24 protein-coding genes and 1 pseudogene are annotated in these 23,756 nt (G+C 64.8%); 10 read left to right on the forward strand and 15 right to left on the reverse strand.

Annotation, left to right across the window (positions count from 1 at the left end; translation table 11 throughout):
- Together AO684_RS01295 and AO684_RS01300 are read right to left on the reverse strand one after the other, a co-directional pair.
- A pseudogene (locus AO684_RS01295) lies at positions 1–362 on the reverse strand (hypothetical protein); the annotation flags it as partial.
- Complete coding sequence (locus AO684_RS01300) at positions 353–949, reverse strand: riboflavin synthase (RefSeq protein WP_054300943.1); 597 nt, start codon at positions 947–949, stop codon at positions 353–355. The pseudogene AO684_RS01295 and the gene AO684_RS01300, both read right to left, overlap by 10 nt.
- Positions 950–1,124: 175 nt before the next feature.
- On the opposite strand from AO684_RS01300, the gene AO684_RS01305 reads away from it, so the two are divergent.
- The 3 genes from AO684_RS01305 to AO684_RS01315 all read left to right on the forward strand — a co-directional run bounded on the left by AO684_RS01305 (position 1,125) and on the right by AO684_RS01315 (position 5,769).
- A complete protein-coding gene (locus tag AO684_RS01305; RefSeq protein WP_054300944.1) occupies positions 1,125–2,456 on the forward strand; it encodes a capsule biosynthesis protein in 1,332 nt (443 codons plus the stop codon).
- A gap of 101 nt (positions 2,457–2,557) precedes the next feature.
- Positions 2,558–3,700, forward strand: a complete 1,143-nt coding sequence (locus AO684_RS01310; protein WP_369814573.1) for a polysaccharide biosynthesis/export family protein — start codon at positions 2,558–2,560, stop codon at positions 3,698–3,700.
- Positions 3,700–5,769, forward strand: coding sequence for a capsular polysaccharide biosynthesis protein (locus AO684_RS01315; RefSeq protein WP_054300946.1), 2,070 nt, complete (start codon positions 3,700–3,702; stop codon positions 5,767–5,769). Before AO684_RS01310 ends, AO684_RS01315 begins: the two co-directional genes overlap by 1 nt.
- Here the strand turns inward: AO684_RS01315 and AO684_RS01320 are convergent.
- The 3 genes from AO684_RS01320 to AO684_RS01330 all read right to left on the reverse strand — a co-directional run bounded on the left by AO684_RS01320 (position 5,763) and on the right by AO684_RS01330 (position 7,041).
- Positions 5,763–6,260, reverse strand: a complete 498-nt coding sequence (locus tag AO684_RS01320) for a MarR family winged helix-turn-helix transcriptional regulator (RefSeq protein ID WP_054300947.1) — start codon at positions 6,258–6,260, stop codon at positions 5,763–5,765. The genes AO684_RS01315 and AO684_RS01320 overlap by 7 nt on opposite strands.
- A gap of 107 nt (positions 6,261–6,367) precedes the next feature.
- Positions 6,368–6,643 carry a succinate dehydrogenase assembly factor 2 gene (locus AO684_RS01325; protein WP_054300948.1) on the reverse strand — a complete coding sequence of 92 codons (276 nt, stop codon included), beginning with the start codon at positions 6,641–6,643 and terminating at the stop codon, positions 6,368–6,370.
- Entirely contained in the window at positions 6,643–7,041 is a 399-nt protein-coding gene (locus tag AO684_RS01330; RefSeq protein ID WP_054300949.1) for a helix-turn-helix transcriptional regulator, read from the reverse strand. The genes AO684_RS01325 and AO684_RS01330 overlap by 1 nt, the downstream gene beginning before the upstream one ends.
- Positions 7,042–7,137: 96 nt before the next feature.
- Between AO684_RS01330 and AO684_RS01335 the strand changes: the two genes are divergently transcribed.
- Genes AO684_RS01335 through AO684_RS21470 form a run of 4 tightly spaced genes read left to right on the forward strand, consistent with a single transcriptional unit; the run spans position 7,138 to position 9,868 of the window.
- On the forward strand, positions 7,138–8,340 hold the full coding sequence (locus AO684_RS01335; RefSeq protein WP_054300950.1) for a pyridoxal phosphate-dependent aminotransferase: 1,203 nt from the start codon (positions 7,138–7,140) through the stop codon (positions 8,338–8,340).
- An 8-nt stretch (positions 8,341–8,348) separates the two neighbouring features.
- A complete protein-coding gene (locus tag AO684_RS01340) occupies positions 8,349–8,714 on the forward strand; it encodes a bleomycin resistance protein (RefSeq protein ID WP_054300951.1) in 366 nt (121 codons plus the stop codon).
- Position 8,715: 1 nt separating this feature from the next.
- Complete coding sequence (locus AO684_RS01345) at positions 8,716–9,141, forward strand: hypothetical protein (RefSeq protein WP_054300952.1); 426 nt, start codon at positions 8,716–8,718, stop codon at positions 9,139–9,141.
- 40 nt (positions 9,142–9,181) lie between these two features.
- On the forward strand, positions 9,182–9,868 hold the full coding sequence (locus AO684_RS21470) for a hypothetical protein (protein ID WP_145693674.1): 687 nt from the start codon (positions 9,182–9,184) through the stop codon (positions 9,866–9,868).
- A 105-nt stretch (positions 9,869–9,973) separates the two neighbouring features.
- On the opposite strand, the gene AO684_RS01350 is transcribed toward AO684_RS21470, so the two are convergent.
- The 7 genes from AO684_RS01350 to AO684_RS01380 all read right to left on the reverse strand — a co-directional run bounded on the left by AO684_RS01350 (position 9,974) and on the right by AO684_RS01380 (position 17,111).
- A complete protein-coding gene (locus tag AO684_RS01350; RefSeq protein WP_054300953.1) occupies positions 9,974–11,329 on the reverse strand; it encodes an MATE family efflux transporter in 1,356 nt (451 codons plus the stop codon).
- Between the two features lie 51 nt (positions 11,330–11,380).
- Positions 11,381–12,274, reverse strand: a complete 894-nt coding sequence (locus AO684_RS01355; protein WP_054300954.1) for a nickel/cobalt transporter — start codon at positions 12,272–12,274, stop codon at positions 11,381–11,383.
- Positions 12,259–12,909, reverse strand: a complete 651-nt coding sequence (locus tag AO684_RS01360) for a DUF1007 family protein (protein WP_054300955.1) — start codon at positions 12,907–12,909, stop codon at positions 12,259–12,261. Before AO684_RS01360 ends, AO684_RS01355 begins: the two co-directional genes overlap by 16 nt.
- Positions 12,906–13,508, reverse strand: a complete 603-nt coding sequence (locus AO684_RS01365) for a cyclopropane-fatty-acyl-phospholipid synthase family protein (RefSeq protein ID WP_054300956.1) — start codon at positions 13,506–13,508, stop codon at positions 12,906–12,908. The genes AO684_RS01360 and AO684_RS01365 overlap by 4 nt, the downstream gene beginning before the upstream one ends.
- 75 nt (positions 13,509–13,583) lie before the next feature.
- On the reverse strand, positions 13,584–14,630 hold the full coding sequence (ppk2, locus tag AO684_RS01370; RefSeq protein ID WP_369814574.1) for a polyphosphate kinase 2: 1,047 nt from the start codon (positions 14,628–14,630) through the stop codon (positions 13,584–13,586).
- A gap of 295 nt (positions 14,631–14,925) precedes the next feature.
- Complete coding sequence (locus AO684_RS01375) at positions 14,926–16,680, reverse strand: LuxR C-terminal-related transcriptional regulator (RefSeq protein WP_054300957.1); 1,755 nt, start codon at positions 16,678–16,680, stop codon at positions 14,926–14,928.
- A 56-nt stretch (positions 16,681–16,736) separates the two neighbouring features.
- The gene (locus AO684_RS01380; RefSeq protein WP_152968314.1) at positions 16,737–17,111 is read right to left on the reverse strand and encodes a hypothetical protein; all 375 of its coding nucleotides are present in this window, start codon (positions 17,109–17,111) and stop codon (positions 16,737–16,739) included.
- 149 nt (positions 17,112–17,260) lie between these two features.
- Between AO684_RS01380 and AO684_RS01385 the strand changes: the two genes are divergently transcribed.
- The 3 genes from AO684_RS01385 to AO684_RS21475 all read left to right on the forward strand — a co-directional run bounded on the left by AO684_RS01385 (position 17,261) and on the right by AO684_RS21475 (position 20,512).
- Entirely contained in the window at positions 17,261–17,890 is a 630-nt protein-coding gene (locus AO684_RS01385; RefSeq protein ID WP_054300959.1) for a glutathione S-transferase family protein, read from the forward strand.
- A 111-nt stretch (positions 17,891–18,001) separates the two neighbouring features.
- Positions 18,002–19,957 (forward strand): DNA topoisomerase IV subunit B, encoded by a 1,956-nt coding sequence (gene parE, locus AO684_RS01390; RefSeq protein WP_054300960.1) that lies wholly within the window; start codon positions 18,002–18,004, stop codon positions 19,955–19,957.
- Between the two features lie 12 nt (positions 19,958–19,969).
- Positions 19,970–20,512: a hypothetical protein gene (locus AO684_RS21475; protein ID WP_152968315.1), complete on the forward strand. Its 543-nt coding sequence runs from the start codon at positions 19,970–19,972 to the stop codon at positions 20,510–20,512.
- A gap of 18 nt (positions 20,513–20,530) precedes the next feature.
- On the opposite strand, the gene AO684_RS01395 is transcribed toward AO684_RS21475, so the two are convergent.
- The 3 genes from AO684_RS01395 to AO684_RS01405 are packed head-to-tail and all read right to left on the reverse strand — an operon-like array spanning position 20,531 to position 23,648.
- The gene (locus AO684_RS01395) at positions 20,531–21,130 is read right to left on the reverse strand and encodes a DUF1345 domain-containing protein (protein WP_054300961.1); all 600 of its coding nucleotides are present in this window, start codon (positions 21,128–21,130) and stop codon (positions 20,531–20,533) included.
- A 3-nt stretch (positions 21,131–21,133) separates the two neighbouring features.
- Entirely contained in the window at positions 21,134–22,153 is a 1,020-nt protein-coding gene (locus AO684_RS01400; protein ID WP_054300962.1) for a GTP-binding protein, read from the reverse strand.
- A 52-nt stretch (positions 22,154–22,205) separates the two neighbouring features.
- Entirely contained in the window at positions 22,206–23,648 is a 1,443-nt protein-coding gene (locus AO684_RS01405) for a cobyric acid synthase (RefSeq protein ID WP_054300963.1), read from the reverse strand.
- Between the last annotated feature and the right edge of the window lie 108 nt (positions 23,649–23,756).

Here is a 23,756-nt window from a genome sequence, read left to right on the forward strand (position 1 = left end):
AGCAGCGGCTGCGCGGCAGACAGCGCGGCAGGCGTCAGTGGCGCCACCGCAAGGCCGATACGCCCCGCCTGCCCGATCCTGCCCAGCCCCGCATCTGCCCCCGGCACCCGCAGCGCGTTGGAGGAAAACAGGAAGGCCACAACGTCATGCCCGGTCGCGGCACGCACGCTGGCATAGGTCTTGTAATCCAGACCCAGTTCTTTGGCACGGCGCACCCGGCCGCGCACGATCTCGATGGGCAGATGCGGCACCAGCGCCGCGCGCGCCGAACGCCAGCAATGGCGCCGCCACGACAGGCCATTGGTCTCGGGCCCGCCATTATGGCCGATGCCGGGTAACGGACGATCCGGCGTCACGCCCATTCGCGCAGCCGCGCCACATAGCGGGCCATGGTATCGACCTCGAGGTTGATCTTCTGGCCCACCGCCACCTCGTTCCAGGTCGTCACCGCCTGGGTATGCGGAATGAAGTTGATGCCGAAATCGCAGCCCTCGACCTCGTTCACCGTCAGCGACGTGCCGTTCAGCGCGACAGACCCTTTCGGCGCGATGAACTTCGCCAGCGTCTCCGGCGCGCGGAAGGTCACGCGCAGGCTGTCGCCCTCGGGGCGGATCGCCACCACCTCGGCCACGCCATCGACATGGCCCGAGACGATATGCCCGCCCAACTCGTCCCCCACCTTCAGCGCGCGTTCAAGGTTCAGCCGCGTTCCTTCAGCCCAGTCCCCGATATTGGTCTTGCTGACGCTTTCGGCGCTGATCTGCACGTCAAACCAGTTCTGCGGCGTGCGCCCCAGTGCGATCACGGTCAGGCAGACCCCGTTGCAGGCGATCGAGGCGCCAAGGTCGATCCCGGCCACGTCATAGGACGTACCGATCCTTGCGCGCAGGTCGCCCTTCTGCTCCAGCTCCAGCACCTTGCCGATATCGGTGACGATCCCTGTGAACATCGCGTCTCTCCTTGCCGTTTCCCGATGCCTAGCCCTCTGGCGGCAAGCGCGCAAGGGTGGCCACCTGATCGTCACAAAACCGCCGCGCTTTTTGGCAGAATGGTCAAGAATTTGCGGGATTTCCCCTTCATCCTTGGCCCTGCCGTGCTAAGGCAGGAAAAACGGACGAGTGGACATGGTGACAGGCAGACGGATCACGGGAAGCGAGGGCGCAGCCCCTGCCCTGACCGGCGAGGGGCGGCGGTTCCTCTTTCTTCAGGGACCACACGGGCCCTGGTTTCACCGGCTGGGACGGATGCTGCGCGCCGCTGGTGCACAGGTCTGGCGCGTGGGCTTCAACCGGGGCGACCAGGCGTTCTGGCCCGACCGTGACAGCTTCATCCCCTATCGCGGCCCTGCTGCCGACTGGCCTGCGACCTTTGGCACCCTGCTGGACGATCATGCGATCACCGATATCGTGCTTTACGGCGATACCCGGTCCATCCATGCCGAGGCAGTGAAGCTTGCGCGTGCACGCGGCCTGACCGTGCATGTGTTCGAGGAAGGCTATCTGCGCCCGCATTGGGTGACCTATGAACGCGGCGGGTCCAACGGCAACTCGCGGCTGATGGACCTGAGCCTGCACCAGATGCAGGCCGCGCTGGCACAATCAGACACCGACCTGCCCGATGCCCCGGCACACTGGGGCGACATGCGCCAGCACATGTTCTACGGCGCGCTTTACCACTGGTTCGTGATGACGGGCGTCTGGCAATATCGCGGCTACCGCCCGCACCGGGCGCTGACCGTGCGGCAGGAGTTCTGGCTTTACTGCAAGCGTCTGGCGCTCTTGCCGCTGCATGCCGCAGAGCGCAGGCTGGCGACGCTGCGCATCCGGCATGGCGGATTTCCCTATCATCTGGTGCTTTTGCAGCTGGAACATGACTCCAGCTTCCAGATGCACTCGCCCTTCCGCACCATGACCGAATTCCTGCAAGTGGTGATCGAGGGTTTCGCCCGTGGCGCGCCGCCGCATCATCATCTGGTGTTCAAGGCACATCCGCTGGAAGATGGCCGTGTGCCCGTCGCCCGTGCCATCCGTGATCTGGCGCGGGAACATGGCGTGCAGGATCGCGTGCATTTCGTGCGCGGCGGCAAGCTGGCGCTGTTGCTGAACCACGCCCGCAGCGCGGTCACGGTGAACTCCACCGCCGCGCAGCAGGCGCTTTGGCGTGGCCTGCCACTCAAGACCTTCGGCGCTGCGGTCTATGCCAAGCCGGAATTCGTTTCGACCCAGAGCCTCAGCGATTTCTTCCGCCAGCCCATCCGCCCCGACAGCCGCGCCTATCGCGACTACCGGCGTTACCTGCTGGAAACCAGCCAGGTGCCCGGCGGCTTCTATTCCGCTCGCGGGCGGCGTGTCCTGCTGCGTCAGGTGGTCGACATGATGCTGTCGCCGGAAGACCCCTATGATGCGCTGACCTCGGGAAACGCGGCACCTCGGCAACAGTTACGGCTTGTCAACTGACGTATTTTCGCCGCACGGCACGAGAGGCTGGCGTTTTTTCAACCCCTTGGCTAGGGTTGCAGGAAAAAACTTGAGGCATAATCCATAAAGGAGCCCGAGCAGTGAAAGTGAATACCACCCGGAGGGCCACGCTTGTTGGCCTTGCTGCGGTTGTAGGGATGGTCAGTGGATGCGGGCTCCCCCGTTCCGGTCCCAACAAACGCGAGATTTTTGCGGGTTCCGTGATGAAGAAGGGTGATGCCTTCGTCGTGACCGTGAACAGCCGCGTGACCCGTGCCACTTCCGTCATGCCCGCTTACGGGTTCAGCGATGCGTTCCGCAAGGCCGGGACCGTTGGTTCCGATACGATCAATGCGGGCGATGTGCTGACGCTGACGATCTTTGAAAACGTCAAGGATGACCCGCTGCTGGGCAATACCGGCCAGCGGGTTTCGGTGCTTGATCAGGTTCAGGTCGACGGTCAGGGCTATATCTTCGTGCCCTATGCCGGCAAGATCAAGGCGGGCGGCCAGACGCCCGACGGGCTGCGTCAGGCGATCACCCGCAAGCTGGACAGCCAGACCCCCGATCCGCAGGTCACCGTTCAGCGGCTGGCAGGCGACGGCCAGACGGTCTCGGTCTCCGGCGCGGTCGGCGGTCAGGGCGTCTTCCCCATCGAACGCCCCACCCGCACGCTTTCCGCGATGATCGCCAAGGCAGGCGGCGTGGCCATCGAACCGGCGGTCGCCGTGGTCCGCGTGACGCGCGGCACCCAGACCGGCAAGGTCTGGCTTCAGGATCTGAACGAGAACCCGGCACTGGATATCGCGCTGCGCGGCGGCGACAAGATCGTGGTGGAACGCGACCAGCGTGCCTTCACCGCCCTTGGCGCAACCGGGGCGCAAAGCCTTGTGCCGTTTGAAACCCAGACGCTTTCGGCGATCGAGGCCATCGCTACCGTGGGCGGCCTTGCCACCACCCTGGCCGATCCCACCGGGGTATTCGTCTTCCGCAACGAACCGGCCGAGATTGCCAATCAGGTGCTGGGCCGCAAGGATCTGCGCGGTGATCAGCGCATGGTCTATGTGCTGGATCTGACGCAGCCCACCGGCATGTTCGAGGCGCGTGATTTCCTGATCCGCGATGGCGACACGCTTTACGTCACCGAGGCGCCGTTCACGCAATGGTCGAAAACGATCAATGCGATCACCGGCACCGCCAATGCGGCCAGCAGCCTCGCCAACAGCAGCACATCCGGAAACTGATGCCGCTGCAAACCGCAGAAACACCGGCCGCCGAGGGGCTTCCCCGGCGGCTGTTCTTTTACAACGCGGGCTTTCTGCGCCAGCCCCGGCTGCGCCGCATCCTTGCGCTGGCCGGGCACGAGTTGCGGCTGGGCCTGCCTGGCCCCGCGGATGGCGTGGTGGTCTGGGGCCGGTCGCCTTATGCCGCGCGGGGCGAGGCGGTGGCCGCGCGGCGCGGCGTGCCACTGGTGCGGCTGGAAGATCCCTTCCTGCGCTCCTTGCGGCCGGGACGCGCGGGTGATCCGCCGCTGGGGCTGATGATCGACGGGATAGGCGTGCATTTCGATGCCAGCACGCCCTCGCGGCTGGAAACGATCCTCGCCCGCAACCCGCTGGACGATGCCGCGCTGTTGCAGCGCGCGCGCGACGGGATCGGGCGGCTGCGGGCCTTGCATCTGTCCAAATACAACCTGCACGATCCCGCCGTGCCGCCCCCCGCGCCGGGTTATGTGCTGGTCGTCGATCAGACGCTGGGCGATGCCTCGGTCCGCTGGGGTGGCGCCACGGCGCAGACATTCCAGGACATGCTGGCCGCCGCGCTGGATGAAAACCCCGGCGCGCGCATCCTGATCAAGACCCATCCCGAGACCCTGGCGGGGCTGCGCCCCGGCCATTATGGCCCCGAGGCGCTGTCGGATCGTGTGCAGATTTGCGCCGATCCGGCCTCGCCCCATGACCTGCTGGATGGGGCCATCGCGGTCTATACCGTGTCGTCGCAACTGGGGATGGAGGCGATCTGGGCCGGGCACCGGCCGCGCGTCTTCGGCCAGCCCTTCTATGCGGGTTGGGGGCTGACACGGGATGAACAGCCTGTGCCAGGGCGGGGTCGCCGCCTGACGCCCGCACAGATGTTCGCGGGCGCGATGATCCTTGCCCCGCTCTGGTATGATCCCTGCCGGGACCGGCTGTGCCGGTTCGAGGAGGCGGTGGACCAGCTGGAGGCCGAGGTGCGCGCCTTCCGCGAGGATCAGGCCGGGCATATAGCAACCGGCATGCGGCTGTGGAAACGCGGGCCGCTGCGCGGCTTCTTCGGCGGGCACGGGCGGCTGAGCTTTCGTGACCCGCCCGCGAAGGCTGCCGATCTGGCACGGCGGCGCGGCGCGGGCCTGCTGATCTGGGCCGGGAAAGAACCCGAGGGGCTGGCCGCGCCTGTGATGCGACGGGTGGAGGATGGATTTCTGCGCTCGCGCGGGCTGGGTGCGGAACTGGTGCCACCGCTGAGCCTCGTGACCGATGATCTGGGCATCTATTATGACCCGACGCGGCCCAGCAGGCTGGAGCGGCTGATCGCAACGACCCCGCCGCCCGGCGGGCTGCGCCGGGCCGAGGCACTGCGAACGCGGCTGATCGGCCTTCGCGTGACGAAATACAACCTTGGCGGCGCGCTGCCCGACCTGCCCGAGGGCCATCGCATCCTCGTGCCCGGACAGGTGGAGGATGATGCCTCGATCTGCCTTGGCGCGGGCGAGGTCTGCACCAATCTGGCGCTTCTTCGGGCCGTGCGCGCGGCGCATCCCGGCGCGGTGATTGTCTACAAACCCCACCCGGATGTCGAGGCGGGCCTGCGCCCCGGTGCGGTGCCGCCCGATCTGCTGCGTGCCGAGGGTCTGGCCGATGTGATTGCCGATCGCGCCGATCCGGTGGCGCTGATCGAGGCCTGTGCCGAGGTCTGGACGATGACCTCGCTTCTGGGCTTCGAGGCGCTGCTGCGCGACAAACCTGTCACCTGCCTCGGTGCGCCGTTTTATGCAGGCTGGGGCCTGACCCGTGACCTTGGTCCGGTGCCCGAACGCCGACGCCGTGCGCCCGATGGCCACCCGCTGCCCCGCCCGTCGCTGGACCAGATCGCCCATGCCGCGCTGATCGCCTATCCACGCTATCACGACCCGCTGACCCGCCGCCCCTGCCCGCCCGAGGTCGCGGTGGACCGGCTGGCACAGGGCACAATCCCGCATCCGGGGCCGCTGAACCGCCTCATCGCCAAGGCACAGGGGATGCTGGCCAGCCATGCCTGGATCTGGCGTCAGTAGATATAGCGGATCTGATCGGTCCAGTAGCGTTCCATCCGCTTCAGCGACTGGTTCGCATCCTCGACCATCGCGGGGCTGAGCACACCGCGTTTTTCCAGACCCTCGGCATGGCGCGAGAACAGGTCATGCAATTGGCCACGCACACGCCGCCCCTTTTCGGTCAGTCGCACCCGCACCGAGCGGCGGTCGATTTCCGACCTCTGGTGGTGCATGTACCCCAGTTCCACCAGCTTCTTCAGATTGTAGCTGACGTTCGACCCCTGATAATAGCCGCGCGATTTCAACTCACCCGCCGTCACCTCGTTGTCGCCGATGTTGAACAGCAGCAAGGCCTGCACAGGGTTGATTTCCAGAATGCCCAGCCGTTCGAATTCATCCTTCACCACATCCAGCAGCAGGCGGTGCAGCCGTTCGATCAGCGCAAGGTTTTCCAGATAGCCCAGCATGAAGGCCCGATGCGAGCCGTCCAGCACCTGTTGATGAACCGTCATCCCTGTCTCCACCTGTCTGATCTGGGTGGAGATTCGGCAGAAAAAGGAAAGATCGCGTAAATTGCCGCGGATAACCGGCGCAATTTTAGGCGTTTTCCCGGCGTGGCTCAGCGGCCCGGTTGCAGCCTGCGGCGGGCGTAATCACCTATATGGCCGATCAGCGCGGCAAAACGCTCCGGCGCGGGTTGCTGCCCCAGAACCCAGGGCAGCAGATCCTGATCATTCTCGGCCAGAAGCGCGTCGTAAAGATCCAGCGTAGCGGCATCCATCGCCGCCAGATGCACCTCGGCATAGGGGCCAAGCACCAGGTCCATTTCCTTGGTGCCGCGGCGCCAGCTGCGCATCTGCATCCGCTTCAGACGGGCTTCGGCCGTTTCGCTCATCAGGCGCTCACTTCCATCAGGGCTTTCATCCTGCGCTCCATCTGGCCGAGATCGCGCGCAAGGGCAAGGGCCTGCGCACGGATGCGGGCCAGTTCGGCCAGCGCGCGGCGCGTTTCGGTTGCGGCGCTGCGCTCCGGCGCCGGACCGTCCGGCCCCTCGCCCTCACCCGTCAGCAGCCAGACCAGCGAGACATTCAGCATCCCCGCCATCATCTGAAGCCGGTTGGCGCGCGGCTCCAGCATGTCGTTTTCCCATGCCTGCACGGTTTTCAGCTTCACACCAAGCCGTTTGGCAAGCTCGTCCTGCGTCATGCCCGCGCCCTCGCGCGCGCCCGTCACGCGGTCGCCGAAGGTCGCGGTTTCCTCGCTGAACCAGCCCTGGGTATCGGTTTCCGTCATCTTGCCTCTCCTTCTTCTGATAGCGCTTGATAGACCGGGGGGCGCACCCTAAGAGAAAGCGGCAACAAATCCAACCCTTCAGCCCGGATTCCTGTCATGGCCTTCCTGTCCGACACCCTTGCCCGCGTGAAACCCTCGCCCACCATCGCGGTCACCACCAAGGCGGCGGAACTGAAGGCGGCGGGCCGCGATGTGATTGGCCTTGGCGCGGGCGAGCCGGATTTCGACACGCCGCAGAACATCAAGGACGCGGCCAAGCGCGCCATCGACGAGGGCAAGACGAAATACACCGCCGTCGATGGCATCCCTGAGCTGAAGAAGGCCATCTGCGCCAAGTTCGAACGGGAGAACGGCCTGAAATACGCGCCGAACCAGATCACCGTGGGCACCGGCGGCAAGCAGATCCTCTACAATGCGCTGATTGCCACCTGCAATCCGGGCGACGAGGTCATCATCCCCGCGCCCTACTGGGTCAGCTACCCCGACATGGTGCTGCTGGCGGGCGGCACGCCGGTTCCGGTGGTGGCGACGCTGGAGAATGATTTCAAGATCACTGCCGCCCAGCTTGAGGCGGCGATCACGCCGAAAACCAAATGGTTCATCTTCAACTCGCCCTCCAACCCCACCGGGGCGGGCTACAGCCATGACGAGCTGAAAGCGCTGACCGATGTGCTGATGCGCCATCCGCAGGTCTGGATCATGTCGGATGACATGTATGAACATCTGGTGTTCGACGATTTCACCTTCGTCACCCCGGCACAGATCGAACCCGGCCTTTATGACCGCACGCTGACCTGCAACGGCGTCTCCAAGGCCTATGCGATGACCGGCTGGCGCATCGGCTATGCCGGTGGCCCGGTGGATCTCATCAAGGCCATGGCCAAGGTGCAGTCGCAATCGACCTCGAACCCCTGTTCGGTCAGCCAGTATGCCGCGCTGGAGGGGCTGACCGGGCCGCAGGAGTTCTTGACGGATAACAAGGTGCTGTTCCAGCGCCGCCGCGATCTGGTGGTCTCGATGCTGAACACCTGCCCCGGCATCACCTGCCCGAAGCCCGAGGGTGCCTTCTATGTCTATCCCGACATCGCGGGCTGCATCGGAAAGACCAGCGCGGGCGGCGCGCATATCGTGGATGACGAGGCTTTCGCAACTGCCCTGCTGGAAGAAACCGGCGTCGCCGTGGTCTTTGGCGCGGCCTTCGGGCTTTCGCCGAACTTCCGCGTCAGCTACGCTACCTCGGACGAGGCTTTGCGCGAGGCCTGCACCCGGATCAAGACCTTCTGCGAAGGGCTGAAGTAAGGAACCGCATGGCCGACCGGATCACCGCCAACCTGCCCAGCCGCGACTTTGGTGCGACCGAAGCCTTCTATGCGCGGCTGGGGTTCACCCGTCAGTGGCGGGACGAGGGCTGGATGATCCTCAAACGCGGCGCGCTGGAACTGGAGTTCTTTCCGCATCCCGATCTGGTCCCCGGCGAAAGCTGGTTTTCCGCCTGCATCCGGGTCGATGACTTGGACGCGCTGCACACCGAATGGCAGGCGGCAGGTCTGCCCGGTGATCATCGCGCCATCCCGCGGCTGACCGGCTTCTTCCAGCCCGGCGAAGCGCCGCGCATGTTCGCGCTGGTGGATGCGGATGGCTCGCTGCTGCGCTGCATGGGAAATGGGGGCTGACATGGCGGGCGACCTGCCGGACTATTATTTCCGCATCCGCGATAACGGCGCCGTGGTGTTCAAGGTCGATACCGAGAACCGGCAGCGCCGCATCGACATGGATGAAATCGCCACCATCAACATCAAGAACGGCAATGTGAAGCCGCATGGCGACCGCAAGCTTTCGGATGCCGAGATGCAGGTGATCCGCGACTGGATGGCAGAGCGCAGCGCCCTGCTCGCACGCCGCGACATCGACGACATCCACCGCGCCGTGGACTACATGAACATCACGACGCAATGGGTGCAATCGAAAGCCAGTGACGCACAACTGGACGAAGTAACCGACGCCCTGCTGCTGGCCATGCACGACCTGCGGTCGGTTCTGGTGCGCAAGAAGGCCGAACGCCTGCTGAAAGCCGCAGGCGAGGAAGCGGCCGAGGAGTGAGCCTGAAGGCGATAGGACTGGCTATTGCGGAACTGCGCGTATGGCGGGCAAAGTGGTCGTTGACCTGATATGCTTTGCCCTGCATCATTTGAACATGTTGCAGGCTATTGTCGATTATTGGCGGAAGCTGAAGGGATCGGTGCATCCGGATGATGCCACGACCTTTGGTAGGTTCGGCGAGCACGGCTTCAATCTCGATTTTCCTCCGCCAGCATACATTGGCGATATTCTGAACGCGCCAATAATCATACTTGATAATAATGGCGGGTTCGACATGCGAACAACGCCTACTGAATTTCCCGATGCACTGGCACATGAGGAATTTCGTGAAGCTTTGGCATTCCCTCAGCGACTTGATTTGTCCGCCAGGACAGTCGCACCATACTATCGTTCCCGGAATTATACACGTTTTCTCATGTCCGGCGCGGCTGCGCTCGTCAACGGTGTGGCGTATCGCTCCGTCAATGGCGATGCAAAAAGAGTTAAAGAGCTAACTAGAATTCTCCCTTCAGCAAAGTTTCACCGAAACTGGCTCATCCAATCAGTATTACCCTTAGTCAACAGAGGAGAGCGATTTCTTGTCATTCATAGGTGGGGACGATGGGCGCCCGCCACCGATGTCTTCCGCGCGCACCCAAACGCAATTTTCTCCACAGCACAGATTAGCAAGGATCTATCGAGGCAGGAATTGGCTGCTGCCGAAGCATTTCTTCAACAACTGAAGTGACCGCACACTCTGGGTCTCAATTTTCTCCCTCGCCCGGAGCCTGCAAACCAACAGTGCAGGTGACGCTGGTGAGCCGCTCAGTTCTGAAATGCAACACAATCGCATTCACACCGGACGGGGCACGCGGATCCAGAAGCGCCACATCAGCAGGGCGGAGGCGATCAACAGGCCGATGACCAGCCCGAGCCACAGGCCGGTGCCTCCCAGCCCCGCCCGGAAGGCGAGGAACCACGAGGTCGGGATCCCCACTGCCCAATAGGCGAAGCTGGCGATCCACATCGGCACGCGGGTATCATGCACACCGCGCAGAAATCCCAGCGCCAGAACCTGTGCCGCATCGGCAAGCTGGAACGCCGCCGCGAAGGCCAGCAGCAGGCTGCCGAAGGCGATGATCTCGGCCGCCTCGGGGTTGGCGTGGTCGATGAACAAGCCGACGATGGGTTCGGGGTAGCTGAGATACAGCGCCACCTGTGCCAGCCCGACAGTGGCGGAAATGGCGATGGCCACCAGCGCACCACGCCGCAGGTTGCCCCAGTCGCCCGCCCCGGCGAAGCGGCCGGTGCGCACGGTGGCCGCATTCGACAGGCCCAGATGCAGCATGAACCCCAGCGCCGTCACCTGCATGGCGATGCCATGCGCCGCCAGTTGCACGGTGCCGATCCAGCCCATCATCAGCGCCGTTGCCTGAAACAGCCCGCTTTCGGCCAGCCCGGTCAGCCCGATGGGCCAGCCAAGGCGGAACACCAGACCCATGGCGTGCCAGTCCGGTCGCCAGAAGCGCTGGAACAGGTGAAAGCGCCGCAGTTCGGGCAGCCAGCCCGCGTAAACCGCCAGCGCGGCACTGGTCAGAAGCTGCACCAGCGCCGAGGCAAGACCGGCGCCGCGCACGCCCAGCTCGGGCGCGCCCCAATGGCCGAAGACCAGTGCGTAGCACAGCGCCCCGTTCACGAAGACCGCGCCCAGCGTCAGCCAGAGCACGACCTGAGTGCGCTCCAGTGCGGCAAGGTAGCTTTTCAGCGTCATCACCAGCAGTGCGGGGGCAAGACCAAGCCCGGCGATGCGCAGGAAATCCCGCGCCAGCGCCGCCACCTCGGGCTTTTGCCCGGCGGCCAGCAGGATCGGCTCGGCCCACCAGAACAGCGGATAGGCGATGAGGCCGCAACCGATGGACAGCCAGAGCCCCATGCGGGTAGCCCGGCGCACCTCGGTCTCGTCGCCGCGGCCCAACGCCTGCGCCACCATCGGCATGACGGCCTGTGCAAAGCCTGCACCCAGAACGAAGACGACGAAGAAGCATGACCCGCCGATGACCACCGCCGCCAGTTCGGCCACGCCATACCAGCCGACGATGACAGTATCGACCACATGGAGCAGCATCTGCGCCAGGTGGCTGCCGACCAGCGGCAGGCCAAGCGCCAGCAGGGCACGCAGATGCGTTATGGGGGAAAGGAGCCGGGTCATGCCACCGCTTTACCAACTGGTCAAGGCCGCGGCAAGATGCCGCAATTTTAGTCAGAGTGCGGATATCAGCAACCCGCCCGAGACGATGGCGACCACAAGGCCCACCGCGATCTCGATCATCGGCACCGCACGGGCCAGACTGCCGCCTGAAAGCCCCTCGAAAGCGCCCTCGCGCAGGAAATAGGCCGAGGCGGCGACAGCTACCGTCACCGTGGCCGTGCCGATGCCCATGGCATAGACCCCGGCCACCCCGGCGGCGGCAATGCCCATCTGCCAGCTCAGCACCAGCAGGAACAGCGCGCCGGAACAGGGACGCAGGGCGATCCCCGCCACCAGCGCGGCGGCATCGCGCCAGCCGGAAATCTGCGCCACCTGTTCCGGGGTCGGGCCATGGGCATGGCCGCAGCCGCAATCGGGACCGTGGGAATGATGATGATCGTGATGGGGATGCGCCTGCCCCCGCCAATGTGCCACGCCGCGCCAGACGAGCCACAGCCCGATGCCGAGGATCATCGCATGGCTGACCGGCGCCAGAACGGTCTCGGTCACGCCTTCAATCTGCGTCCGCGCCCAGCCAAGGCCCACCATCAGCGCATAGACCAGCACGACGGCGACCGTGGCCTGCGCAAGGCTCGACACCAGCGCCAGTGCCGCCAGCCGGATCAGCGAGACGCGCCGCGCCATGCCATAGCTGCCGATCAGCATTTTCCCATGCCCCGGCCCCGCCGCATGGAAGAACCCATAGGCGAAACAGACCGCCAGCAACCCCGCCAGCGCGCCGGGCGCCCCGGTGGCGATGTCGCGCACCGCGCCCGCCATCTGCTGCTGCACCTCACGCGCGCCGGCCAGCGCCCAGAGCCGAAGCGCGGTGAAGCCACCGCCCGCCCACAGCGCCAGAAGGCCCAGCGCCAGAAGGGCCGCGAACAGGATCACTCCGCGCCGCATGTCACCACCAGCTCATCGGCGAAATTGGCGCCCACCGCCGGGAAATCAGCCTCCACATCCTGATCAGCGCCATATTCAGCCAGAGCCGCCAGAAGCTGCTCATTTGCCGCCGTGGCATCTGGGGCCAGCACTTCGGCCTTGCAGCCTTGTGGCAGCGCGGGCGCAAAGGTCGGCGGCAAGGCAATCGTATAGGCGTTATAAAAGCTCGGGTCATAGGCCTGCACCCGCAGCGGTTGTTCCAGCGGCAAGGCCGGGTCGATCCGGCGCAGATGCGTGGAGGTCAGCCGCCCGCCCTCGAATTTCGCCGTCCAGTCTTCGGGCGGCCCCAGAGGCACCGGGGTTTCCCCCGACAAAAGGTAGGTGTCGCCACTGAATCCGGTATCCCAGTTCATGTCGAACCCCTGAAGGGCGGCGGTTTCGGCCTCCGTGGCATTGCCGTCATGATCGGCGTCCAGCCCGCGTTCCTCGACCAGCACCATGGAATAGAAATCGTCATAGACCCAGGTGATGCGCAGCGCCTCGGCCCGTCCCCCGGCATCAAACAGAACCTCGACCCCGGTGTCGATCCAGACATGCGGATGCGCCAGCGCCGGAAGCGGCAGGCTTATGGCAATGGCAAGTGCGACAGCCCTCATGCCGACTGCTCCGGCTTACGGGCGATGAAATCGACAAGGGCAGAGCGGCCGGAATGGCCGCGCCCCTCGGAAATCTCGGCATCGTAATCCCCGGCCCGCAGCACCTCCCAGCCCGCGAAATCGGCGCGAAGATCCTCCAGCCGGTACATGTTGGCGGGATCGGACGGTCCGCCGGTGCCATAGCCGACCTGACGGGGCGCATAGCCGTGCAGCAACACAAGGCCCCCCGGCACCACCGCCTGTGCGATGCCCTGATGGATACGGGCACGCAGGGGCGGAGAGGCGAACTGGATGAAGATGCCGACCACCACATCAAAGGGCTGCGACCAGTCCCAGTCCTCGATCCCCGACTGGCGGAAATCGACCGTCACTCCCCGCGCTTCGGCCAGCGCGCGTGCCTTTTCGAGCGCGACAGGGCTTTGCTCCATCGCCGTCACGCGATGGCCCCGCCCTGCCAGCCAGACCGAATTGCGCCCCTCGCCATCGGCAAGGCACAGAACCCTTGCGCCCTGCGGCATGACCCCGGCCTCGCGCGGCAGAAAGGCTGCCGGTTCGGTGCCGAACAGATAGCCCTCTGCCGAATATCGTTCATCCCACATGGCGCGCCCTCCGATCCTGCCCCCACCGGGGTAAGGCCGAAGCCGCGCCCCGGCAAGAGGCGCGGCACGCTGCGGTCAGGCCTGGGCGGCTTCCTGCGCCCGCGCGGTGGCGGGCGTCTTGCCGGCATCAAACGCCTTGCGGAAATCCGGCGGCAGCGCGGTATCGAGGATATGCCCCGCCCCGCCAATCACCTGACTGGCCCGCCCCACGATCAGCGGATCGGGCGTGCCGATGACCGAAGCATCCTTGCCCGGATAGTCGATGGTCGACAGGAAATGGCGCATGCAGTTCAGCCGCGCGCGTTTCTTGTCGTTCGACTTCACGATGGTCCAGGGCGCATCGGCGGTATCGGTGTAGAAGAACATCGCCTCTTTCGCCTCGGTATAATCATCCCATTTGTCGAGGCTCGCCTTGTCGATGGGCGACAGTTTCCACATCTTCAGCGGATCGGTCTCGCGCGCGGTAAAGCGGCGGTGCTGTTCCTCGCGTGTGACCGAGAACCAGTACTTGTAAAGCCGGATCCCCGAGCGCACCAGCATCCGCTCCAGTTCCGGCACCTGGCGCATGAATTCGAGATATTCCGAGGGGCTACAGAAGCCCATCACCCGTTCGACCCCGGCGCGATTATACCAGCTGCGGTCGTAGAACACGATTTCCCCGGCGGTCGGCAGATGCTGGATGTAGCGCTGGAAGAACCATTCGCCCTTTTCCTTGTCCGAAGGCTTGGTCAGGGCCACGACACGGGCATAGCGTGGGTTCAGATGTTCCATGAACCGCTTGATCGTGCCGCCCTTCCCCGCCGCATCGCGGCCCTCCATCAGCACCACGAACTTCTGCCCGGTCTCCTGCGCCCAGATCTGCACCTTCAGCAGCTCGGCCTGCAACAGCGCCTTCTCCTTTTCATAGGGCCCGCGCCCCATCAGCCGGGAATAAGGGTAGCGGCCGGATTCAAACGCCTCGCGGATCGCATCCTGATCGGCGCGGGGAAACTGGCGCGGACCATGGGCCACGGCAGGGGTGGCGGCGGGCGGCAGTTCGGGCGGGCCATCGGTGGCCGCGGGCGCGGCAACCGGCGCGACGGGCACGACGGCGGGGTCGGCGATCTTGGCTGCGTCTTCCATACGGGGCTCCCTTGTTACATGCGTTCGGGGCACCTTTTCCGACCGCACAAGCGGGCACATTGATCCGCGTCAATCCGGCGCAGCAGAGCGGGGAAAGTGACAGTTTTGCAACGATATTATAACGGCCCGAACCGCCAGGCCGAAACAGAAAGGGCGGCAAGCCCCAGACCTGCCGCCCTCTGTGGGGGAAAATGTCTACCTTATGAAAATGACCGCAGTGCCAAAGGCTTTCGTCATGCCGTCACCCTAGCCCCCGGCCTTGGGCGCCGCATACTCCATCTGCGGTAAAAAGGCGTTAACGTGGCAGGAATTCGGCGAGCCGATCCAGAACCTGACGCCATTCGCGGAAGAAAAGCAGCTGCCCGGTTGCAGGCAGAAACTCCACGCGCAACCGGGGGTAATCGTCCATCAATTCGCGAATCGTCTGCACCGGAGTCTGCGGGTCCTGATCTCCCTGAAGCAGCAGCACCGGCACCTTGCAGCGCCGGATCAGCGCCGACCAGTCGCGCTCGGAACTGATGCATTCGCGCGTGAACGCCTCATGCGCAGAGAAGCGCGCCGCCAGACAGACCTCGGAGCCCGCCAGCATCGCCTCGCGCACCTGCGGATCGGCGAAGGTTTCCATATCGGCGGGGGATCCGCCATTGACCTGGGCAAAGAACTTTTCCTTGCCCAGCTTGCGCGCGAGGCTGAACCCGGCCTGCACCAGAAACGGCAGAACCTTCGGGGCATAGCGTGCATTGGCAAGGATGAAGCGCTGCCACTTGTCCATGCGCTCATACTGCGCGGCGGTGCGCAGCGGCAGTTGCGCAGCACAGCCGATCACGCCCGAGACCATCCCCTGCCGCAGATCGGCCAGTGCCAGCGCAAAGCGCAGATCCGCCCCCAGCGCGATGACAGCCACCTGCGCGATACCCAGATGATCCAGCACCGCCGCATAATCCTCGGCCACGCCCTGAACATGGTCGGTCCCGCGCCCGTGCAGATCGCTTTCGCCATAGCCCGCCCGCACCGGCACGATGATGCGCAGACCGCGCCGTTCGGCCTGACGCTCGGCATCGGCAGGCCAGCGGATCAGGCCATAATCAAGGTGCATGAACAGCACAGGCACGCCGCCCGGCGCACCAAATTCGATGAATTCCAGCCGACGCCCGGCAGGCCCGCGCAGATGCTGGAATTCCACATCCCGCAGAAGCCCCGGCCCCGCCACCTCGCGCACCCCCGAGGTGGGGATGAAAGAGACATCCATCAGCCCCAGCACCACACGCACCAGTTCCGACTGGCTGTGGGTTTCGGTCTTGGCAAGGATCGAGCGCGCCTGCGTCCGCACCGTCTCGATGGAGCGGCCGCGCTGTTCGGCGATATCTTTCAGCGGCAGGCCCAGCGTGATACCGCGCACGATCTCCACCTCGGCCAGCGTCAGCCCGAAGGCCTCCTGCACCGTGGCGCTGAATTCGGCAGGCCAGTAAAGTTCCGTCGAGATGACCAGCGCCAGCGGATGCGGTCCGGGTGCTGCGATGCGGCTGACCCGCAGAATGACCGGGCTGCCGGTGGTGACCGACCGGATGCGCAGTGTCGCCACCTGTTCGCCCAGACCCAGCGCCACCTTGCGGATCACCGCACGCAGGGTATCCACATCCTCGGCGTCGAAAGGCAGCGCCGTCAGCGCCGCCCCGTCGGACAGGCCGAAGGCATGCTGCGCGGGCCGGTTGCAGGCGGTGATCTTCGGCCCGCCGTCACTGACAAACGCCGCAGACCGCGGGATGTCATCCAGCAGCAGGCGATAACCGCCCTCCTCGCGCGTGGCCTCGTAACGGTCCAGAAATACCCGCGCCCGGTTGATATGGGCGTCGATCTCGGGATCGTCCAGCACCACGGCATGATCCACCGGCCCGCTGCGCAACGAGGCCGCGCGGTCCTCCCACACCTCCAGCAGTTCCTCAAGCCGGATCGGGTCGAGCGCCACCTCGTAAAGGCGGTCGACAATCTCGGCCTTCTGCTCGCGCTCGGCAAACTGCGCGGTGGGCGGTTTGACAGGACGTTCGGTCATGTTCGCTAGCTTGCGCATCGCAAGGAACGAAGCAAGCGCGCTTTACATTCCGGCCATCAGCTCACCCTTCTTTCCACCGCTTTCACCACTTCGGAATGGCCGTGCCCGCCCCCGGTCAGCAGCAGCGCAACCCCTGCCAGCATCAGGGCAAGCCCGCACAACTCCACGGCAGAGAAGCCATCCCGGAACAGGAATCGCGACAGGATCAGCGCCAGCGTCACCTCGGTGCAGATGATCAGCAGCACGACCTCGGCAAAGCGCGCGCGGCGCAGGGCCTCCATCTCCAGCGCCGAGGCGATGATCAGCGTCACCACAACCCCGGCCAGCGTCACCCAGACCGGGATCTGCCCCCATCCTTTCAGGAAAAGTGCTGCGGCCAGATAGAACAATGCCGCAAGGGCCGCGATGGCGGCCGTCATCAAGCCAGTCATGAAAAACCTCGTCAGATGCAAAAGATTTGAGACGCCGTAAAATCCGGGCGCCTATCGATATCCTGCCCCCAAACCGCGATTCCGGCAAGACGGTTGCCGAATCTGCCCCGCGCATCGGATGAAGGGATATCCCTTCAGGAGGTATCGCCTTGATCACGCTTTACGGCTGCTATCGCTCCCGCGCCTCGCGCCCGCTCTGGCTTCTGGCCGAAACAGGCACGCCCTTCACCCATGTTCCGGTGATTCAGGCCTACCGCCTGCCCGATCCCGGTGCCGCCGATGCGCCGGTCAACACCGCCTCGCCCGGCTTTCTGGCGGTGAACCCCATCGGCCAGATCCCCGCGCTGGTCGACGGCGATCTGGTGCTGACGGAAAGCCTCGCGATCTGCCTGCATCTGGCCCGCCGCGCCGGTGGCCCTCTGGCGCCGAAGGACGAGGCCGAACTGTCGGCCAGCGAAAACTGGGCGCTGTTCGCCGCCACCGCGATCGAACCGCATTCCCTGGCGATCCTGCAATCGCAAGATCCGCAGGTGGTGGAGGCCGAGGCTGCAAAGCTGGCCCGCGGGCTTGCCCGGCTGGAGGCGCATCTGACCGGCCGCGACTGGCTGTCGGACCGCTTCACGGTCGCCGATCTGATGGTGGCCGAATGCCTGCGCTATGCCCAGGGCCACAAGCCGCTGATGGAGGCGCATCCCGCCACGGCCAGCTGGCTGGCCCGCTGTCAGGCCCGGCCGGCGTTTCAGGCCATGTGGCAGGCGCGGTCGGCGGAACCCGCCTGAGGCCTACAAGCTGCGGTGACGTCACGGGCGGGACGCAACAGCTTGCGCCCCGCCCGCCCGAATGGTCTAATCCCGCACCAAAGAAGCCCGCAAAGAGGAATCGAGCAGCCCATGCCTACCGACATGTTCGCCGCCCAGCCCGAAGAATATAACGCCTCCTCCATCGAGGTGCTGGAAGGGCTGGAGCCCGTGCGCAAGCGGCCCGGCATGTATATCGGCGGCACCGATGAACGCGCGCTGCATCACCTTGTCGCCGAGATCCTCGACAATTCGATGGACGAGGCGGTGGCGGGCCATGCGAACCGGATCGAGGTCGAACTGCACGAGGATCATTCCGTCACCGTCCGCGACAACGGGCGCGGCATGCCGGTCGATCCGCATCCGAAATTCCCCGGAAAATCCGCGCTGGAGGTCATCCTGACCGTACTGCACGCGGGCGGGAAATTCTCGAACAAGGCTTACTCGACCTCGGGCGGCCTGAACGGCGTGGGCTCATCCGTGGTGAATGCGCTGTCGGATTCCCTGATCGTGCAGGTGGCTCGCAACAAAGAGCTTTACGAACAACGCTTCTCGCGCGGTGTCCCGCAGGGGCCGATTGCAAAGCTGGGCGCCGCCCCCAACCGGCGCGGCACCACCGTGACCTTCCACCCGGACCCCGAGATCTTCGGCTCGCTGAAGCTGAAACCCGCGCGGCTGTTCAAGATGGTGCGGTCCAAGGCCTATCTGTTTTCGGGCGTGGAAATCCGCTGGAAATCCGCCATCGAAGACGGCGAAACCCCGCAGGAGGCCACCTTCCACTTCCCCGGCGGCTTGGCGGATTACCTGAGCGAAAGCCTGCAAAAGGTTGAAACCTATTCGGAAAAGCCCTTCGCCGGTAAGGTGAGCTTCACCGAGAAATACGGCGTTCCCGGCTCTGTCGAATGGGCGATCAACTGGACGCCCGCGCGCGACGGCTTCATCCACAGCTATTGCAACACCGTGCCTACCCCCGAGGGCGGCACGCATGAGGCGGGCTTCTGGGCCGCGATCCTGAAGGGCGTGCGCGCCTATGGCGAGCTGGTGAAGAATCGCAAGGCCGACCAGATCACCCGCGACGACCTGCTCGCGGGAGGCTGCGCGCTGGTGTCCTGCTTCATCCGCGAGCCGCAATTCGTGGGCCAGACCAAGGACCGCCTGTCCACCGAGGAGGCCGCAAAATGGGTCGAGGGCGCGGTGCGCGACCATTTCGACACCTGGCTGGCGAATGACACCAAATCGGCGGGCGCGATCCTCGATTTCCTTGTGCTGCGGGCCGAGGAACGGCTGCGCCGCAGGCAGGAAAAGGAAACGCAGCGCAAATCTGCGACCAAACGCCTGCGCCTGCCCGGCAAGCTGACCGATTGCTCCGCCAAGAACCGCGAGGGGACGGAACTGTTCATCGTCGAGGGCGACTCGGCCGGTGGTTCCGCCAAGGGCGCCCGCGACCGCGAATATCAGGCACTGCTGCCCTTGCGCGGCAAGGTGCTGAACGTGCTGGGCGCGGCCTCGAACAAACTGGCCGACAATGCCGAGATCCGCGACATCTGCGAGGCGCTGGGTGTCAGCATGGGCACGAAGTTCCGCACCGATGACCTGCGCTATGACAAGATCATCATCATGACCGACGCCGATGTGGACGGTGCCCACATTGCCAGCCTGCTCATGACCTTCTTCTTCACCCAGATGCGCCCGCTGATCGACAAGGGCCACCTCTACCTCGCCTGCCCGCCGCTTTACCGGCTGACGCAGGGCGCCAAACGGCTCTACGTCGCCAATGACGCCGAAAAAGAACACTGGCTGGAAAAGGGCCTTGGCGGCAAGGGCAAGATCGACGTGCAACGCTTCAAGGGACTTGGCGAGATGGACGCCAAGGACCTGAAGGAAACCACGATGGACCCCAAATCCCGCACCCTGATCCGCGTCAGCATCGACGAGGACGAACCGGGCGAAACCGGCGATCTGGTCGAACGGCTGATGGGCAAGAAACCGGAACTGCGCTTCCAGTACATTCAGGAAAACGCGCGGTTTGTGGAGGAACTGGATGTGTGAGGGGGGTGCCTCTTGTTAGAAAAATATGTCGATGACAGCGAGCCAAAGAAAGTTCGAAGATCACTCCTAACAGCGGCGCTTTTCACGCTTTTTATTGCCAATATTCAGGTAATCTCTGGCGAGATGTCCATTCTTGGCCTTAGAGTAATCGTTGAAAAAGAGCGCCTCATAGCCTTTGGTCAAATCTCTTCGGGAATATTCGTTTTTGTATTTATTGTTCGGTCGCTAACCGCAATGATTCAAGCTGCAGAAGAACTCGCACAAAAGCGTCTGGTGCGGTCTAGGAGTATAGATATGGCTAACCTCAGGGCATTCTGGGGAAGGGACGCGCCAGGAAAACCAGAAGACGGACCTGACGGGGAGGCAGATGAAATTGATCAGAATTATGAATTTAGAAAAAGTCGACTGGAAAACCTGTATTCCCGTTTAACATTCACCGCATCTGTTTTTACTGTGATCATACTTGACTATGGCGCTCCTGTTGCAGTTGGAGTGATCGCTGCCGTTAATCCATATGCACTCTCCAACCAGATTGACTGGATAATAGCATCATAAAGCTATTTACGTCGGACCTCACCCCACCGCCACATTCACCGCCAGCGCCAGAATGACGGTGTTGTAGAAGAACGAAACCACGCCATGCGCCAGCACAAGGCGGCGCAGGGCGGCACGTTCGACGATCACGTCGGAGACCTGCGCGGTCATGCCCACGGTGAAGCTGAAATACAGGAAATCCCAGGGGCCGGGGGTCTGATTGCCCGGAAAGCTCAGCCCCTTCGCGCCCTTGTCATACCAAAGCGCGGCATAATGGAACGCCGTCAGCACATGCAGCACCGTCCAGCCCAGTGGCACCGAGGCGACGGCCAGCGCCACTTCCACCGGGCCACCGTGATTCATCGCCAGCGCGATGGCGCCAAGGCTCAGCCCGACCGAGCCCAGCGCCAGCGCCGCGATCAGCGGCACGCCCTCGTCCGAAAGTTCGGAATGGCGGCGCAGATCCTCGGGCGACATGCCGCGCAGAAACAGGCCGACAAGCCCGAGATAGACCAGAAAGGCACTGTCAGCCGCCAGCAGCACGGCGCGCGCGCCGCTCAGTCCCCAGAGCCAGCCTGCACCGCCCAGCGCCACGCCAAGCATCAGGGCAAGGACAAAGCGGCGGTGGCGGGCGAACATCGGCTACCAACCCTCGCCAACCTGCCGCATCTCGGGCAGGAAGCTGGCCATCATCGCGGGCAACTGGTGGCGCCCCGGCCCGGCGGCAATGATCACCAGCCGCGATCCCGCCATCCCCTCGGGCCATCCGGGCAGGCTGCGCGGCGGGCTGAGGATATGCTGCACGGCATGGAAGACCGTGGGACGTCCCGGCAGTTCCTGCAATTCCACCAGCCCCTTGAGACGCAGAAGATCAGGGCCATAGGTCGATTGCAACGCGCCGATGGCCATCTGCATCACGCTCGCCTCGATCGGCTGATCGGCCATGAAGCAGAAGGCGGTGACGCTGCCGCCATGGTGGTTGGCACTGTGCTGGTGATGATGGTGGCCGGTGCTTGCGAACCGCAACCACTCCGCCACCACCGGCGGCTTGCCCGCCACATCGTAGGCGGCAATCGAAAACAGCCGTTCGGCAGTCAGATCGGCGGCAGTCACCACCCCGGCATTGGGGGCGAGCGCGGTCAGACGCTCAACCACCGGCGCCGGGTCCGCCAGATCGGTTTTCGAGATCACCAGCAGATCGGCGACGCCCACCTGCCGCCGCGCCTCGTCATATCGGTCCAGCGCCTCGGTCGCATTGGCGGCATCTACCACCGTCACCACACCGTTCAGCACGAAATTGTCCAGCATGATGTCATTGGTCATGAAAGTCTGCATGACCGGCGCAGGATCGGCGAGGCCGGTCGTTTCGATCACCACGCGGCTGAAGGCGGGGCCCTTGCCGCTGTCCGCCTCATCCTTGAGGCGCAGCAGCGTCAGCCGCACATCGCCGGAAACCGTGCAGCAAATACAGCCGGTGGAGGAGGCAAAGGCGCGGTCGCCCACGCCCTCCATCAGCCCGCCATCCACATCCACCGCGCCGAATTCATTGACGATGACTGCGGTATCGCCAAAGCCCGGCTCGGTCATCAGCCGGTTCAGCAGCGTGGTCTTGCCGGCCCCCAGAAAGCCGGTGAGGATGGTGACGGGGATGCGGTCGGTCATGCGGGTCTCCTGTTCCCGCCCATCGGTAGCCGCACCGCTCCTTGCGCGCAAGTCAGCGCGCCAGCGCGAGCAGACCCGGCACGTCCAGATACGCCTCCATGTGATCGGAGAGCGCGTCCAGCGTCGCCTCGACTGTGGCATCATAGCCCAGCACCGATGTGGCCCCGAGACCCCGCAGGAAGGCCGCGCGGAAGACATCGGCCCGGAACAACCCGTGCAGATAGCTGCCGGTGATACGACCATCAGCCGAAACCGCGCCTTCGGGGGCGCCCTCGACAAAGGCGAAAGGCCGGGCGCGGGCCGGGCCGTTGCTGCGCCCGATATGGATTTCATACCCCTCGACATCGAGGCCGGTGGCGGCATGGGTGGCGCGGGTGCGGGTCAGCCGCTTGTCCGGGGTCATCACCGTCTCAATGTCCAGCAGCCCCAACCCCGGCGTTTCGCCCGCCGGTCCCTCGATCCCCTCGGGATCACGCACCACATGGCCCAGCATCTGATACCCGCCGCAAATGCCCAGCACATGCCCGCCGCGCCGCACATGGGCGGCAAGATCAATGTCCCACCCCTGCGCGCGCAGGAAGGCCAGATCGCCGCGCGTCGATTTGCTGCCCGGAAGGATCACCAGATCGGCGTCGCCCGGAATGGGCCGCCCGGCGGGCAGCAGCGTCAGCCGCACGGCAGGCTCCTGCGCCAGCGGGTCCAGATCATCGAAATTGGCGATCCGCGACAGCGCGAGGCAGACCACATGCAGGGCGCCATCGCCGCGCGCCTGTGGCAGGTCCAGCGCATCCTCGGCGGGCAGCCGCGCGGCATCGCCAAACCACGGCAACACCCCGAACCCACGCCAGCCGGTGCGATCCGCGATCAGCCGGTAACCGCCATCGAACAGGCGCGCATCGCCCCGGAACTTGTTGATGAGGAACCCCACGATCATCGCAGCATCCTCCGGGTCAAGCACCGCCTGCGTGCCGATCATCTGCGCGATCACTCCACCCCGGTCGATGTCCCCGGCCAACACCACCGGCACATCCGCCGCCCGCGCGAAACCCATATTGGCGATATCGCCCGCGCGCAGGTTGACTTCGGCGGGGCTGCCCGCCCCCTCGACGATCACCAGATCATGCGCTGCCCGCAACCGGGCAAAGCTTTCCTGCACCGCCCCCATCAGACGTGGCTTCAGCGCCGGATAGTCCGCCGCCCGCGTCGTGGTCAGCCGCCGTCCCTGCACCACCACCTGTGCGCCGGTCTCGCTTTCCGGCTTCAGCAGCACCGGGTTCATGTCCACCACCGGCTCCAGCCCGCAGGCCAGGGCCTGCAACGCCTGCGCCCGCCCGATCTCGCCCCCGTCAGATGTAACGGCGGCGTTGTTCGACATATTCTGCGGCTTGAAGGGCGCCACCTTCAAACCGCGTCGCCGCGCTGCCCGGCAAAGCCCCGCGACCAGCAGCGACTTGCCGACATTCGACCCCGCCCCCTGGATCATCAGCGCCGTCATCGCGCCTCTCCCTGGACAGGATGGGGGCGCTGCCCCCTCGGCCCTGCGGGCCTCACCCCCGGGATATTTAAGGCCAAGATGAAATGGCCCCCAGCCCGATTTGGGCGC

Origin of the sequence: Gemmobacter sp. LW-1, from assembly GCF_001303875.1 — a bacterium.
Taxonomy (GTDB): domain Bacteria; phylum Pseudomonadota; class Alphaproteobacteria; order Rhodobacterales; family Rhodobacteraceae; genus Gemmobacter; species Gemmobacter caeni.

Bases quoted from the DNA above. Each gene is read 5' to 3' on its own strand.
- AO684_RS01350 (WP_054300953.1), bottom strand. From the start codon at position 11,329: ATGACCCGGCTCCTTTCCCCCATAACGCATCTGCGTGCCCTGCTGGCG.
- AO684_RS01340 (WP_054300951.1), top strand. From the start codon at position 8,349: ATGGCCGACCGGATCACCGCCAACCTGCCCAGCCGCGACTTTGGTGCG.
- AO684_RS21470 (WP_145693674.1), top strand. From the start codon at position 9,182: ATGGCGGGCAAAGTGGTCGTTGACCTGATATGCTTTGCCCTGCATCAT.
- AO684_RS01395 (WP_054300961.1), bottom strand. From the start codon at position 21,130: ATGTTCGCCCGCCACCGCCGCTTTGTCCTTGCCCTGATGCTTGGCGTG.
- AO684_RS01400 (WP_054300962.1), bottom strand. From the start codon at position 22,153: ATGACCGACCGCATCCCCGTCACCATCCTCACCGGCTTTCTGGGGGCC.
- AO684_RS01330 (WP_054300949.1), bottom strand. From the start codon at position 7,041: ATGACGGAAACCGATACCCAGGGCTGGTTCAGCGAGGAAACCGCGACC.
- AO684_RS01375 (WP_054300957.1), bottom strand. From the start codon at position 16,680: ATGACCGAACGTCCTGTCAAACCGCCCACCGCGCAGTTTGCCGAGCGC.
- AO684_RS01320 (WP_054300947.1), bottom strand. From the start codon at position 6,260: ATGACGGTTCATCAACAGGTGCTGGACGGCTCGCATCGGGCCTTCATG.
- AO684_RS01305 (WP_054300944.1), top strand. From the start codon at position 1,125: ATGGTGACAGGCAGACGGATCACGGGAAGCGAGGGCGCAGCCCCTGCC.
- AO684_RS01315 (WP_054300946.1), top strand. From the start codon at position 3,700: ATGCCGCTGCAAACCGCAGAAACACCGGCCGCCGAGGGGCTTCCCCGG.
- AO684_RS01345 (WP_054300952.1), top strand. From the start codon at position 8,716: ATGGCGGGCGACCTGCCGGACTATTATTTCCGCATCCGCGATAACGGC.
- AO684_RS01355 (WP_054300954.1), bottom strand. From the start codon at position 12,274: ATGCGGCGCGGAGTGATCCTGTTCGCGGCCCTTCTGGCGCTGGGCCTT.
- ppk2 (WP_369814574.1), bottom strand. From the start codon at position 14,630: ATGGAAGACGCAGCCAAGATCGCCGACCCCGCCGTCGTGCCCGTCGCG.
- AO684_RS01380 (WP_152968314.1), bottom strand. From the start codon at position 17,111: ATGACTGGCTTGATGACGGCCGCCATCGCGGCCCTTGCGGCATTGTTC.
- AO684_RS01405 (WP_054300963.1), bottom strand. From the start codon at position 23,648: ATGACGGCGCTGATGATCCAGGGGGCGGGGTCGAATGTCGGCAAGTCG.
- AO684_RS01325 (WP_054300948.1), bottom strand. From the start codon at position 6,643: ATGAGCGAAACGGCCGAAGCCCGTCTGAAGCGGATGCAGATGCGCAGC.
- AO684_RS01300 (WP_054300943.1), bottom strand. From the start codon at position 949: ATGTTCACAGGGATCGTCACCGATATCGGCAAGGTGCTGGAGCTGGAG.
- AO684_RS01360 (WP_054300955.1), bottom strand. From the start codon at position 12,909: ATGAGGGCTGTCGCACTTGCCATTGCCATAAGCCTGCCGCTTCCGGCG.
- parE (WP_054300960.1), top strand. From the start codon at position 18,002: ATGCCTACCGACATGTTCGCCGCCCAGCCCGAAGAATATAACGCCTCC.
- AO684_RS01335 (WP_054300950.1), top strand. From the start codon at position 7,138: ATGGCCTTCCTGTCCGACACCCTTGCCCGCGTGAAACCCTCGCCCACC.
- AO684_RS01365 (WP_054300956.1), bottom strand. From the start codon at position 13,508: ATGTGGGATGAACGATATTCGGCAGAGGGCTATCTGTTCGGCACCGAA.